Here is a 13,411-nt window from a genome sequence, read left to right on the forward strand (position 1 = left end):
ATGACCCACCACCCGATGGGTTCGGCCGAGCCCCTGCTGGCCGTCCGCGACCTGCGCGTCACCTTCCAGCGCCACGGCGAGAAGGCGTTCCGCGCCGTCGACGGCGTGAGCTTCGACGTGCGGCCCGGGCAGACCGTCGGCCTGGTCGGCGAGTCCGGCTGCGGCAAGTCGGTGACGTCGCTCGCGATCATGGGCCTGCTGCCCAAACGGGGAAACAGGGTGGAGGGCACGGCGATCTTCGACGGCGAGGACCTGCTGTCGCTGTCGCCGTCGGCCATGCGCGACCGGCGGGGCGCGGACATCGCGATGATCTTCCAGGACCCGCTGTCGTCGTTGAACCCGGTCGTCACGATCGGCCGCCAGGTCACCGAGGTCATGGAGCGGCACCAGGGGCTGAGCCGCAAGGACGCGACACCGAAGGCGGCCGAGCTGCTCGAGCGCGTCGGCATCCCCGACCCGAGGGCCCGGCTCATCAACTACCCCCACCAGCTGAGCGGCGGCATGCGCCAGCGGGCTCTCATCGCGATGGCGCTGGCGTGCAACCCGCGGCTGCTGATCGCCGACGAGCCGACCACTGCCCTCGACGTGACGATCCAGGCGCAGATCCTCGCCCTGCTCAAGGAGCTGGTCGTGGACACCGGCACCGCGCTGGTGATGATCACGCACGACCTCGGGGTCGTGGCCGGACTGTGCGACGAGGTCAACGTGCTCTACGGCGGCAAGATCGTCGAGCGCGGTGGGCGGCACGGCCTGTTCCAGCGGCCGCGCCACCCCTACACGGTGGGCCTGCTGAACTCGATCCCACGTCTCGACGCCCCTCGCGGCGAGAAGCTCTCGCCGGTGCCGGGCTCCGTGGCCGACAACCTGCCGTGGGACTCCGCCTGTGCCTTCGCGCCGCGCTGTCCCAATGTCCTGGACGTGTGCACGCAGGAGCAGCCCGGGTGGGACGGCGACCAGGTCGTCGGCTACCGCTGCTTCAACCCGATGGGAGGACCACGGTGAGCGAGACGGTGAGCACCACGGCGCGTCAGGCGCCGGACGCCTCTTCCGACGTGCTGGTCCAGGTGACCGGCCTCGAGGTGCACTTCCCGATCAAGAGCGGCCTGATCTTCGACCGGACCGTCGGCCACGTCCGTGCGGTCGACGGAGTCGACCTGAGCATCCGGCGCGGCGAGACCTACGGACTGGTCGGCGAGTCAGGCTGCGGCAAGTCCACCCTCGGCAAGGCCATCCTCAACCTCGAGCCGCCTACGGCCGGCTCGGTCGTCTTCGACGGCGTCGACATCGCCTCACTGAAGGGGGAGGCGCTGCGCAAGGAGCGCAAGCGCTTCCAGATGGTCTTCCAGGACCCGCTCTCCAGCCTGGACCCCCGCCAGACCGTGGAGTCGCTGCTGGTGGAGGGACTGCACGCCCACGGTCTCGACACCGACAAGGCCAGGACGCAGGCGCGGCTGCGCGAGCTGATGTCGGCCGTCGGCCTGCCTGTCGCGGCACTCAGCAAGTACCCGCACGAGTTCTCGGGCGGTCAGCGCCAGCGGGTCGGGATCGCCCGGGCGCTGTCGGTCAACCCCGACCTCATCGTCGCCGACGAGCCGGTGAGCGCCCTGGACGTGTCGATCCAGGCGCAGGTCATCAACCTGCTGCAGGACCTGCAGAACGAGCTCGGCCTGACCTACCTCGTGGTCGCCCACGACCTCGCCGTGGTGCGCCACATCAGCGACCGGATCGGGGTGATGTACCTCGGCGGCCTGGTGGAGGAGTCCGACGCGGCGGAGCTGTACGACGTGCCGCTCCACCCCTACACCCGGGCACTCATGTCGGCCGTTCCCGTGCCCGACCCGCAGGTCGAGGACTCGCGCGAGCAGATCCTCCTCTCCGGCGACCTGCCCTCGCCGGCCAACCCACCGTCGGGCTGCCGGTTCCACACGCGCTGCCCGTGGCGTCAGGAGACGCGGTGCGACACCGAGCGACCGGAGCTCCGGGTCGTCGAGGTGGCAGGAGCCACGGCGCACCACCGCGTCGCCTGCCATTTCGCGGAGGAGATCGCCGCCGGTCGGCTGGAGCGGCACGAGGTGGCCCCGGAGCTGGTCGCGGAAGGCTTCACCGGGGGCGGCCCCGCCGGCCCCGTCACGCCGCCGGACGCCTACATCACCCCCTGACCGAGCTGGCGGCCGCGTCGGGGCACGCAGGGTCAGTCGTCGGCCTCGTCGGTCGAGACGTCCGGGACGGGCGCCGGCCGCTCCGGCAACGGGGGGATGGTGCCGCCCTTGGTGGGGCAGAACTCGTGGTAGGAGCACCAGTCGCACAACCGTGAGGGGCTCGGCCGCCAGTCGGCCGTCTCGTGGGCCAGCTGGATGGCAGCCCACACGGCCTCGACCTTGCGCTCGGTGGCGCGCAGGTCGTCCTCGTCGGGCTCGTAGCGCAGGATCTCGCCGCTGCCGAGGTAGATCAGCTGAAGCATCGACGGCACGACGCCACGCATGCGCCAGATGACGAGGGCGTAGAACTTCATCTGGAACAGGGCCTTGGCCTCGTAGCCGACTCCGGGAGCTCGTCCGCTCTTGTAGTCGACCACGCGGATCCGCCCGTCCGGCGCCACGTCGATCCGGTCGACGAAGCCGCGCAGCAGCAGCTTGGAGTCGAGGAGGGCCTCGACGTAGAGCTCGCGGTCCGCGGGCTCGAGCCGGCGGGGGTCCTCGAGGTCGAAGTAGCGGTCGAGGACAGCGCGGCAGGAGGCCAGCCAGGTCGCGACGTCGGCCCCCTCGCCGCCGAACATCTCGGCCAGGGCGGGCTCGGTCTCCAGCAGGACGTCCCACGTGGGAAGGAGCATGTCGGCCGCCCGATCGGGCGTGCGGTCCGCCGCCGGGAGGTCGAAGAGGTCCTCGAGCACCTTGTGCACGACCGTGCCGCGCACCGCGTCGGGGGAAGGCTCCTCCGGGAGTCGGTCGATCGTGCGGAAGCGATACATCAGGGGACAGCTCATGAAGTCGCCGGCGCGGCTCGGCGAGATCGCCCCCAGCACGTCGACCCCGTCCACCGGCGTGGAGATCCGCTCCGCGGGGGAGGCCTCGGGAGCGGGGGAGAGGGGATCGGAGGCAGGGATCGACATGACGCGGTCACCCTAGGCGAGGGGTACGACAGTGGCCGGGCCGTCCGGGCGGCACGGGCGCTGTGGGCCACGTTGAGTAGGGTCGAGTAGTGCCAGGTCCCACCGATCCAGCCGCCGCCGAGCGGCGGACTCCGCCGTCACCCCGAGCCCCGGGCACGCTGCGGATCGGCTCCATCGCGGGCATCGACGTCCTGATCACCAGCTCGTGGTTCATCGTCGCCCTGCTGATCTCGCTGACGTTCGCGCCGCGCATCGAGGAGGTCGAGCCAGGGCTGGGGTTCTGGAAGTACGTCGCCGGGTTCGTGTTCGCGGTCGTCCTCTACCTCTCGGTGCTGCTGCACGAGGCCTCCCACGCTGTCACCGCCCAGCGCCTCGGCTACGGGGTCACCTCCATCACCTTGCACTTCCTGGGCGGCATGACGGAGATCGACGGGGCCTCGCGCCGGCCGCGCCACGAGTTCTGGATCGCGGTCGTCGGGCCCCTGACCTCCCTCGCGGTCGGCGGTGCCGCGGTGGGACTCTGGTTCCTCGTGCCCGACGGGCTCGTCCGGCTGGCGATCCAGGGCCTGGCGGGCGCCAACCTCGTCATCGGCGTGCTCAACCTCGTCCCGGGGCTGCCGCTCGACGGTGGCCGGGTGCTGAAGGCCCTCGTGTGGGGCGCCTCCGGAAACCAGCACCGGGCCACGATCGTGGCCGGCTGGGGCGGCCGGCTCGCCGCGCTCGCCCTCCTGGCGTGGCCACTGGTGCAGGAGCCGCTGCTGGGTGAGCCCCCGACGGTGCTCGACATCGTCCTCGCCTTCGTCATCGGGCTCTTCCTCTGGACCGGCGCGACCGCCGCCATGGCGCACGCCCGGCTGCGCCAGCGGCTGCCCGCGCTCGTCGCACGCCCGCTCGCGCGACGTACGCTCACCGTCCCCGAGGACCTGCCGCTGGCCGAGGCCGTCCGACGAGCCCAGGAGGAGCAGGCCGGAAGCATCGTGACGGTGGCGCTCGACGGCACACCGCGGGGCATCGTCAGCGAGGCGGCGGTCACCGCCATGCCCGACGACCGCCGTCCCTGGGTGCCCGTGTCCGCCGTGACGCGGGCGATGGAGGAGGGGCTGACGCTGCCGGCCGACGTGGCTGGAGAGGACCTGATCCTCGCGATCAGCCGGCGTCCCGCAGAGGAGTACCTCCTCGTGGAGGCCGACGGCCGGATCTACGGCGTGCTGTCCACCGCCGACGTCGACCGTGCGTTCCGCGAGAGCGCCGCCGGCTGAGTGTTTCGCTGTCCCGGCCACTAGTCTTCGCGCCATGTCCGAGCCCTCTCCCGACGTCCCCGCCGAGGCCTGGTCCGGCGTCCATCGCGGCCCCCTGCGTGAGGGCGAGTGGGTGCGGCTCGTGGACCAGAAGGGGCGCAAGCACAACTTCGAGCTGGTCGCCGGCAAGCGCTTCTTCTCCAACAAGGGACACCTCGACCACGACGAGATGATCGGGCGCGACGAGGGCTTCACGGTGACGTCCTCCGCCGGAGGCCAGTACCTCGTGTTCCGGCCGCTGCTCAACGAGTTCGTGGTCTCGATGCCCCGCGGCGCTGCGGTGGTCTACCCCAAGGACGCCGCGCAGATCATCGCCCTGGCCGACATCTATCCCGGGGCACGCGTGGTCGAGGCTGGCGCGGGCTCCGGTGCGCTCACGTGCTCGCTGCTGCGGGCCGTCGGGCCGTGGGGGAAGGTGACGTCCTACGAGCTGCGCGAGGAGTTCGCGGACGTGGCGCGGCGCAACGTCAACCAGTTCTTCTCAGCCCCGGAGGGCCGGACCCACCCCGCGTGGGACCTGCGCCTGGGCGACCTCAAGGAGGGCCTGCCCACGCTCGGCCAGGTCGACCGGATCATCCTCGACATGCTCGATCCCTGGAACTGCGTGGACAGCGTCGCGGAGGCCCTCGTGCCCGGCGGCATCGTCTGCGCCTACGTCGCCACCACGACCCAGCTGTCGCGTGTGGTCGAGACGCTGCGGGTCCACGGGGGCTTCACCGAGCCCCAGCCCTGGGAGTCGCTCGTGCGCGACTGGCACGTGGAGGGACTCGCCGTCCGACCGGGCCACAAGATGATCGGCCACACCGCCTTCCTCGTGACCGCCCGCCGGATGGCGCCGGGCGAGAGCCCGCCGCGCAAGACGCGTCGCCCGGCCCCGGGGGCCTACGGGCGCGACTACACCGGCCCGCGTCCGGCGGACATCCCGCCGGTCGAGCTGGGCGAGGTCGACGTCGAGTGAGCGAGCGCGAGCGATCCGATCAGCACAGCGCGCCAGGTGCCTCATGCGCGCACGGAGCGAAGCGAGTACGTGCATGAGCCCGATCGAGGTCGTCCCGTGGTCGCCACGCTGGCCCGAGCAGTTCGAGGAGGTCGCCACAGTGCTCCGAGCGGCGCTGACCGAGGTGCCCTCCGCCACTGTGGAGCACGTCGGGTCCACGTCGGTCCCGGGCCTGTCGGCCAAGCCGATCCTCGACATCGACGTGGTCGTGGAGTCCAGTGACGTGTCAGCCGCCGTCTCCGCCCTGGAGTCCGTGGGCTACGTCCACCGCGGGGACCTCGGCGTCACCGGCCGAGAGGCCTTCCACGCTCCTGGTCCGCCGCGACGCAACGTCTACGTCTGCACTGCCGGCACGGTCAACGTCCGCAACCACCTCGCGGTCCGCGACGTCCTGCGCGCTCGGGACGCCCTGCGCGACGCGTACTCGGACGTCAAGACCACCCTTGCGGGCGACCCGCGCATGGACATCGACACCTACATCGCCGGCAAGTCGGCCGTCGTCCAGCGGGTCCTCGAGGCTTCCGGCGAGTTCAGCGAGCACGAGCTGGAGGCGATCCGGCGACTCAACGAGGGAACGACCGAGCCGGTCGGCCCGACGTCTCGGCAGATCACGGAATCGTGACCAACACGGCGGGATATCCACTTCCGTCCCTCCCGTGAGTGGGTAGTGTCGCAATCGGAGGAGGAGGTGCCCATGTCCGAGCCGACACGAGAGCAACTTGCCACCCAGGTGCGTTACCTGGAGGCCGAGGTCACCGACCTGCGCCGCCGCATCGAGGACGCGCCGAGCCAGGCCCGTGGCCTGGAGACACGGTTGGCCGACGCCCAGAGGTCCCTGGCCGCCGTCTCCAGCCAGAACGAGCGCCTCGCGCAGACGTTGCGCGACGCCCGCGACCAGATCACCACCCTCAAGGAGGAGGTCGACCGCCTGGCCCAGCCGCCGGCCGGGTTCGGCACCTTCCTCACCCGCAACGAGGACGACTCCGTCGACGTGTTCACGGGCGGTCGCAAGCTGCGCGTGAGCGTCAGCCCCGCGGTCGACCTCGACGGGCTGGTGCGGGGCCAGGAGGTCATGCTCAACGAGGCCCTCAACGTCGTCGCCGCGCTCGACTTCGAGCAGATCGGCGAGGTCGTGATGCTCAAGGAGATCCTCGCCGACGGCGAGCGGGCGCTGGTGATCGCCAACGCCGACGAGGAGCGGGTCGTACGCCTCGCGGAGCCGCTGCGCGCCGAGGACGTGACCATCCGCGCAGGCGACTCGCTGCTGCTCGACACCCGTGCCGGCTACGTCTACGAGGTCGTGCCCAAGTCCGAGGTCGAGGAGCTCGTCCTGGAGGAGGTGCCCGACATCGACTACACCCAGATCGGCGGGCTCACCACCCAGATCGACGCCATCCGCGACGCGGTCGAGCTGCCCTATCTGCACCCCGAGCTCTTCAAGGACCACCAGCTCAAGCCGCCGAAGGGCGTGCTGCTCTACGGTCCGCCCGGGTGCGGCAAGACCCTGATCGCCAAGGCGGTCGCCAACTCGCTGGCCAAGAAGGTGTCGGAGAAGACGGGCGCCTCGGGGAAGTCCTACTTCCTCAACATCAAGGGCCCCGAGCTGCTCAACAAGTACGTCGGCGAGACCGAGCGCCACATCCGCCTGGTCTTCCAGCGCGCGCGGGAGAAGGCCTCGCTCGGCACCCCCGTCATCGTGTTCTTCGACGAGATGGACTCCCTGTTCCGCACCCGCGGATCCGGCGTATCCTCCGACGTCGAGAACACGATCGTGCCCCAGCTGCTCAGCGAGATCGACGGCGTCGAGGCGCTGGAGAACGTGCTGGTGATCGGTGCCTCCAACCGTGAGGACATGATCGACCCCGCGATCCTGCGACCCGGCCGGCTCGACGTGAAGATCAAGATCGAGCGTCCCGACGCCGAGTCGGCCCGCGACATCTTCTCCAAGTACCTCACCCCCTCGCTGCCGCTGCACAGCGTCGACCTGGCCGAGTTCCACGACGACCGCGAGGCCACGGTCGCGGCGATGATCCGGGCGACGGTCGAGCGCATGTACACCGAGTCGGAGGAGAACCGCTTCCTGGAGGTCACCTACGCCAACGGCGACAAGGAGGTCCTCTACTTCAAGGACTTCAACTCCGGCGCGATGATCCAGAACATCGTCGACCGCGCCAAGAAGATGGCGATCAAGGACTTCCTCGACAGCGACCTCAACCCGGCCCAGCGCGGCCTGCGGGTCCAGCACATGCTGCAGGCGTGCGTCGACGAGTTCAAGGAGAACGAGGACCTGCCCAACACGACCAACCCCGACGACTGGGCGCGGATCTCGGGCAAGAAGGGCGAGCGGATCGTCTTCATCCGCACGCTCATCACGGGCAAGCAGGGCACCGAGCCCGGCCGCTCCATCGACACCGTCGCCAACACCGGGCAGTACCTGTGAGACGCTCGTGAGCAAGGAGGACGAGCTGGGGCACGGCGACATCGAGGCGGCCCTCGCGACGCGTCGCGAGCTCGGCGCCCGCTACGACGCCGAGCTGGTCGACGGCTTCGCCGAGCGCATCGAGCGGGCCGTCGAGCGACGGGTCGCCGACCAGGTGGCGCTGCAGCAGCGGCGTACGGCATCGGTGGCCGGTGCCGGCGCGCGTCAGCTCGCCCTCGGCATCATCTCGCTGGTCGCCTTCATCCCGATCAGCATCGTGCTGGGCGTCAACAACCAGTTCCCCGCGCTCCTCGTCGCGCTGTTGAGCATCGTGGGCGTCAACGTCGCCCACGCGTGGCAGTCTCGCCAGCCCTGACGGGCCCTGACGGGGCTGCGACACGCCGGGAGGAACACCCCGCGGGAGGAGTTGTCGCGAGGCCTGACAGGGCTAGGTTGACCACATGCGAACCATTCTGATCATCGTCGTCATCGTCGTCATCGTGCTCTTCCTCGTTGGGTTCATGCGTCGCGGACGCTGATCCGCGTTCACTCCCGCACCGCGACGAGTCGGCACCCGTACGTCCACGGGCGGGCGACGGCCGGGCCGGGCAGGTAGGACTGCTCGAAATCCTCGACGTGCCATCCCGCGCGTGCGACCAGTGCGGGGACGTCCCGGGTCAGGTGGCAGCCACCGGCCAGCGCTCGCTGCACCGGATCGAGCCTCCGTTGCCACTGGCGTACGGGATCGTCGGGCGCGAGACCGTGCTCGAGGGCATGCAGCCGGCCACCCTGGCGCACCACGCGGCGGGCCTCGCTCAGCGCGAGCAGCGGGTCGGGGATGGTGCACAGGCTGAAAGTGACGAGCGCGCTGTCGTGCGAGTCGTCGGGCAGGTCGAGCCGCTGGCCGTCGAGCCCGGCGCGCTCGATGAGCACCGTGCTGCGCTCGCGGCGTGGTTCGGAGAGCTTCCAGCCCACGTCGGAGGGCTCGATCGCGGTCACCGACGTGACCTCGGGCGGGTACCACCGCACGTTGAGCCCGCTGCCGAAGCCGATCTCCAGCACGCGACCGGTCAGTCCGGCACACGCGACCTCGCGCATCTCGCCGATCTCGCGGCCCCGCAGGCTCAGGTCGGTCATTCTCGGCACCACGTGCTCGTCCCACACCCGTAGGCTCATCTCATGACCTCCACCCCGCAGTGTTCGTCGCTTCCCCCGCTGCGCTCCTCCATCGAACAACACCGCGGGGGCCCCGGATGAGCGTACGACGCGTGATGGGCACGGAGGTCGAGTACGGCATCTCGGTCCAGGGCCAGCCGTCGGCCAACCCGATGGTTGCCTCGTCGCAGATCGTCAACGCCTACGCCTCCTCCACGGCGAAGGCCCGTCGCGCCCGGTGGGACTTCGAGGAGGAGTCGCCGCTGCGCGACGCGCGTGGCTTCGACATGGCCCGCCAGATCGCGGACCCGAGCCAGCTCACCGACGAGGACCTCGGCCTGGCCAACGTGATCCTGACCAACGGCGCGAGGCTCTACGTCGACCACGCGCACCCTGAGTACTCCTCGCCCGAGGTCACCACCCCGCTCGACGTCGTGCGGTGGGAGAAGGCGGGCGAGCAGGTCATGCTCGACGCCTCCCGGATGGCCGCGCAGATCCCGGGCAGCGCGCCGATCCTGCTCTACAAGAACAACACCGACAACAAGGGTGCGTCCTACGGCGCGCACGAGAACTACCTCATGCGGCGCTCGACGCCCTTCGCGGAGATCGTGCGGCACCTGACGCCGTTCTTCGTGTCCCGTCAGGTCGTCACCGGCGCGGGTCGCGTCGGCATCGGGCAGGACGGTCGCGACACCACCCCCGAGCGCGGCTTCCAGATCAGCCAGCGCTCGGACTACTTCGAGGTCGAGGTGGGCCTGGAGACCACGCTCAAGCGGCCGATCATCAACACCCGCGACGAGCCACACGCCGACCCGGCGGTCTACCGCCGCCTCCACGTGATCCTCGGCGACGCCAACCTCGCCGAGATCTCGATCTACCTCAAGACCGGCACCACCGCGCTCGTCCTGGCCATGATCGAGGACGGCTTCATCGACCGCGACCTGAGCGTCGAGGGTGCCGTCCGGGCCCTGCGCGACGTCTCGCACGACCCGACCCTGCGCCATCTCGTGACGCTGCGCGACGGACGCCGGCTCACCGCCGTGCAGCTCCAGCTGGAGTACCTCGACCTCGCCCGCAAGTACGTCGAGGACCGTTACGGCGCCGACGCCGACGGGCAGACCGTCGACGTGCTGGCCCGCTGGGAGTCGGTGCTGACCCGGCTCGAGCGCGACCCGATGGAATGCTCCGCCGAGCTCGACTGGGTCGCCAAGCTCAAGCTGCTCAACCAGTACCGCGACCGCGACGGGCTCGAGTGGGACGACGCCAAGCTGCACCTCATCGACCTGCAGTACGCCGACGTACGTCCCGACAAGGGGCTCTACCACCGCCTCGCCGCCTCGGGCCGCATCCAGCGGCTGCTCGACGACGCGACCATCGAGGCCGCGATGCACGACCCGCCGGTCGACACCCGCGCCTACTTCCGCGGCCGCTGCCTCGACAAGTACGCCGGCGCGGTGGCTGCCGCGTCGTGGGACTCGGTGATCTTCGACCTTCCCGGGCGCGAGTCGCTGCAGCGGGTGCCGACGATCGACCCGCTGCGCGGGACGCGGGCACACGTCGGGGAGCTCATCGACCGCTGCGACACGGCCCAGGCCCTGGTCGCGGCGATCACCCGCTGACGCCCCACGGCGACGACTCGCCCGGTCCGCCCACAGTGAACGTCCTTGTGGCGTCGGTGGGAGTGGATAGGGTCGTGACATGGCCCAGGAGCAGAAGCAACCGCGCAAGTCCTCCCAGGAGGAGACGGCGACCGAGGAGGTCACCGAGAGCGACGTGGCCGAGCGCAAGGAGATGATCGACGAGGACGTCGACGCGATCCTCGACGAGATCGACGAGGTGCTCGAGTCCAACGCCGAGGACTTCGTGAAGTCGTTCATCCAGAAGGGCGGCCAGTGATCACCCGATCGAGGTCCTCGCTCGGCCGGGGGCCCGAGATGGACCGCGCATGAGCAACGAGTCCCGGCTGCCGACGTCCTACATGACGCCCGGCACCTCGAGCTTCGCCGACTTCCTCAGCGCCCAGGCCCCCGACCTGCTGCCGTCGCACCGCGCCGTGCCTGCCGGCAACGCCGGGGACCTCGCACCCCACGGCACGACGATCGTCGCTGCGACGTTCGACGGTGGCGTCGTGATGGCCGGTGACCGCCGAGCCACGATGGGCAACATCATCGCCCAGCGCGACATCCAGAAGGTCTTCCCCGCCGACGAGTTCTCCGTCGTCGGCATCGCGGGCACCGCCGGCCTCGCCGTGGAGATGGTGCGGCTGTTCCAGACCGAGCTCGAGCACTACGAGAAGATCGAGGGCACCACGCTGTCGATGGACGGCAAGGCCAACCGCCTCGCCGCCCTCATCCGGGCCAACATGGGCCTGGCCATGCAGGGTCTCGCCGTGGTGCCGTTGTTCGCGGGATACGACCTCGCCTCCGACCAGGGCCGGATCTTCAGCTACGACGTCACCGGCGGGCGCTACGAGGAGACGGCGTTCCACTCGGTCGGGTCCGGCTCGCTGTTCGCCCGGGGCTCGCTCAAGAAGCTCTACCGCGACGACTTCGACGCCGAGGAGGCCGTCACCGCGGTCATCCAGGCGCTCTACGACGCCGCCGACGACGACTCCGCCACCGGAGGCCCCGACATCACCCGCCGGATCTTCCCGGTCGTCCACGTGATCACGCCCGAGGGCGGTCGACGCATGGCTGAGGCGGAGGTCGCCGAGATCGCCGACCGGATCCTCGCCTCGCGGATGCAGCGTCCCGACGGCCCCGCCGCGGCCCTTGTCTGAGCAGGAGAACCCCCTTCCATGAGCATGCCGTTCTACGTCTCGCCCGAGCAGCTGATGAAGGACCGGGCCGACTTCGCGCGCAAGGGCATCGCCCGCGGCCGTTCCGTCGTCGCGATCCAGTACGCCGACGGGATCCTCTTCGTCTCGGAGAACCCCTCCCAGGCGCTGCACAAGGTCAGCGAGATCTACGACCGGATCGCCTTCGCCGCGGTCGGGCGCTACAACGAGTTCGAGAACCTCCGCATCGCGGGCGTACGCCTCGCCGACATGCGTGGCTACGCCTACGACCGGCGCGACGTCACCGGTCGTGGCCTCGCCAACGCCTACGCCCAGACCCTCGGCACGATCTTCTCCTCCGGCGGCGAGAAGCCCTACGAGGTGGAGATCTTCGTCGCCGAGATCGGCGACGAGCCCGCCGACGACCAGCTCTACCGCCTCACCTACGACGGCCAGGTCGCCGACGAGCACGGCTTCGCGGTCATGGGTGGTGCTGCCGACGTCGTCGCCGGCCACCTCAAGGAGCACTACGTCGCCGGTGCGTCGCTCGCCGACGCCCTCCACGTCGCCGTCGCCGCGCTGGGCCACAGCGAGAGCGAGGACCGGGTCATCCCGGTCAGCGACCTCGAGGTCGCCGCACTCGACCGGACCCGCGCCCAGCCGCGCAAGTTCCTGAGGCTGCGCGAGCCGCGGCTCCGCCAGATCCTCGGCGACCGTGGCGCCGAGGAGGCGGCCCCCACCGCGCCCGAGGACGCCCTCGCCGGGTCCGGACCCCACCAGTCGGGCCAGGACGACCCCGCCGACCCGACCGACCAGGTCAGCGGATCCACGCCGCCGTTGGAGGACCCGGTCACGGGGGAGCCTCCCGTGGCACCGCCGGTCGCGCCACCGATCGCGCCACCGGTTCCCCCGCCGGCACGGCCGGGGGAGTCGACCCCCACCGATCCGGCCGCTCCGGGCGAGCCCCGTCCACCGGCCCCGCAACCCCCGGCTCCCGAGCCGGGTCAGGGCCAGCCGCCGATGCCCGGCACGCCGCCCACGGAGCCCGGCCAGGTCTGAGCAGGTCTGCGGCAGCTCAGCGGAGGTTGAGTCCCGGCCACTCCGACGTCGGCACGGTGGGGATCCCGGTGAGACGCCGCCGGTAGCGCACCTGCGGAGCGAACTCGTCCAGCGCGCTCCACAGCCGCTGGTGCGCGGCCCACGGGAGGGGGCCCGAGGGTCGCACGTTGCCCTCCGGGCCGAACTCGTGCCACGCGTCGCCGAAGCCGATCCAGGCGGGCGTCCAGCCTGCCGCGTCGTCCCAGGCCCCGGCGCGCTGCTCGACCAGGCGCCTGCGCAGCTGGAACTCCATCCGCTCCCCGTCGATGACCACGGGTGCCGTGCGAACGGGCCACAGCCACAGGTCGTCGGTCATCACGCGCAGCTCGAGGTCCTCGACCGCGCTCGGCTCGACCAGGACGGTCGCGACCAGGTGACGAGGTCTCATGGACGAACGCTCACCCGGGCGGGGCCGAGCCGTCAAGACGGGACTCAGCCAGCGAGGCACCCCGGCCAGCACGCCCAGCGACAGTCGCGGGCGACGTACGCCGCGGCCCGCAACCTGGGCAGCGACGTACGCCGCGGTCCGCAACCTGGGCAACGGCGCCAAGTGGTGCGA

The 13,411-nt window shown here is 70.8% G+C and carries 14 protein-coding genes; 11 read left to right on the forward strand and 3 right to left on the reverse strand.

The window, feature by feature from the left end:
- Nucleotides 1-1,002: an ABC transporter ATP-binding protein gene (locus tag J3P44_RS08020; protein WP_255889774.1), complete on the forward strand. Its 1,002-nt coding sequence runs from the start codon at nt 1-3 to the stop codon at nt 1,000-1,002.
- Complete coding sequence (locus J3P44_RS08025) at nt 999-2,159, forward strand: ABC transporter ATP-binding protein (protein WP_255889775.1); 1,161 nt, start codon at nt 999-1,001, stop codon at nt 2,157-2,159. Before J3P44_RS08020 ends, J3P44_RS08025 begins: the two co-directional genes overlap by 4 nt.
- A 32-nt stretch (nt 2,160-2,191) precedes the next feature.
- Here J3P44_RS08025 and J3P44_RS08030 read toward each other — a convergent pair whose 3' ends face one another.
- Complete coding sequence (locus tag J3P44_RS08030) at nt 2,192-3,109, reverse strand: RecB family exonuclease (RefSeq protein ID WP_255889776.1); 918 nt, start codon at nt 3,107-3,109, stop codon at nt 2,192-2,194.
- An 89-nt stretch (nt 3,110-3,198) separates the two neighbouring features.
- Here J3P44_RS08030 and J3P44_RS08035 point away from each other — a divergent pair, with 89 nt between their 5' ends.
- The 5 genes from J3P44_RS08035 to J3P44_RS08055 all read left to right on the forward strand — a co-directional run bounded on the left by J3P44_RS08035 (nt 3,199) and on the right by J3P44_RS08055 (nt 8,199).
- Nucleotides 3,199-4,368 carry a site-2 protease family protein gene (locus J3P44_RS08035; protein WP_255889777.1) on the forward strand — a complete coding sequence of 390 codons (1,170 nt, stop codon included), beginning with the start codon at nt 3,199-3,201 and terminating at the stop codon, nt 4,366-4,368.
- Between the two features lie 34 nt (nt 4,369-4,402).
- Nucleotides 4,403-5,365: a tRNA (adenine-N1)-methyltransferase gene (locus J3P44_RS08040; RefSeq protein WP_255889778.1), complete on the forward strand. Its 963-nt coding sequence runs from the start codon at nt 4,403-4,405 to the stop codon at nt 5,363-5,365.
- A 73-nt stretch (nt 5,366-5,438) separates the two neighbouring features.
- The gene (locus tag J3P44_RS08045) at nt 5,439-6,026 is read left to right on the forward strand and encodes a GrpB family protein (protein ID WP_255889779.1); all 588 of its coding nucleotides are present in this window, start codon (nt 5,439-5,441) and stop codon (nt 6,024-6,026) included.
- Nucleotides 6,027-6,098: 72 nt separating this feature from the next.
- Nucleotides 6,099-7,844, forward strand: a complete 1,746-nt coding sequence (gene arc / locus J3P44_RS08050) for a proteasome ATPase (RefSeq protein WP_255889780.1) — start codon at nt 6,099-6,101, stop codon at nt 7,842-7,844.
- Nucleotides 7,845-7,851: 7 nt separating this feature from the next.
- Complete coding sequence (locus J3P44_RS08055; RefSeq protein ID WP_255889781.1) at nt 7,852-8,199, forward strand: hypothetical protein; 348 nt, start codon at nt 7,852-7,854, stop codon at nt 8,197-8,199.
- Between the two features lie 170 nt (nt 8,200-8,369).
- On the opposite strand, the gene J3P44_RS08060 is transcribed toward J3P44_RS08055, so the two are convergent.
- Nucleotides 8,370-8,960 (reverse strand): class I SAM-dependent methyltransferase, encoded by a 591-nt coding sequence (locus tag J3P44_RS08060; RefSeq protein ID WP_255889782.1) that lies wholly within the window; start codon nt 8,958-8,960, stop codon nt 8,370-8,372.
- Between the two features lie 116 nt (nt 8,961-9,076).
- On the opposite strand from J3P44_RS08060, the gene dop reads away from it, so the two are divergent.
- From dop to prcA, 4 genes are all read left to right on the forward strand, one after another.
- Nucleotides 9,077-10,597, forward strand: coding sequence for a depupylase/deamidase Dop (gene dop / locus J3P44_RS08065; protein ID WP_255889783.1), 1,521 nt, complete (start codon nt 9,077-9,079; stop codon nt 10,595-10,597).
- Nucleotides 10,598-10,676: 79 nt separating this feature from the next.
- Complete coding sequence (locus tag J3P44_RS08070; RefSeq protein WP_255889784.1) at nt 10,677-10,874, forward strand: ubiquitin-like protein Pup; 198 nt, start codon at nt 10,677-10,679, stop codon at nt 10,872-10,874.
- A 49-nt stretch (nt 10,875-10,923) separates the two neighbouring features.
- The gene (gene prcB / locus J3P44_RS08075) at nt 10,924-11,757 is read left to right on the forward strand and encodes a proteasome subunit beta (protein ID WP_255889785.1); all 834 of its coding nucleotides are present in this window, start codon (nt 10,924-10,926) and stop codon (nt 11,755-11,757) included.
- Nucleotides 11,758-11,775: 18 nt separating this feature from the next.
- Nucleotides 11,776-12,813: a proteasome subunit alpha gene (gene prcA, locus J3P44_RS08080; protein ID WP_255889786.1), complete on the forward strand. Its 1,038-nt coding sequence runs from the start codon at nt 11,776-11,778 to the stop codon at nt 12,811-12,813.
- Nucleotides 12,814-12,829: 16 nt separating this feature from the next.
- On the opposite strand, the gene J3P44_RS08085 is transcribed toward prcA, so the two are convergent.
- The gene (locus tag J3P44_RS08085; RefSeq protein WP_255889787.1) at nt 12,830-13,240 is read right to left on the reverse strand and encodes a hypothetical protein; all 411 of its coding nucleotides are present in this window, start codon (nt 13,238-13,240) and stop codon (nt 12,830-12,832) included.
- Between the last annotated feature and the right edge of the window lie 171 nt (nt 13,241-13,411).

The organism is Nocardioides astragali (assembly GCF_024436375.1).
GTDB classification, from domain to species: domain Bacteria; phylum Actinomycetota; class Actinomycetes; order Propionibacteriales; family Nocardioidaceae; genus Nocardioides; species Nocardioides astragali.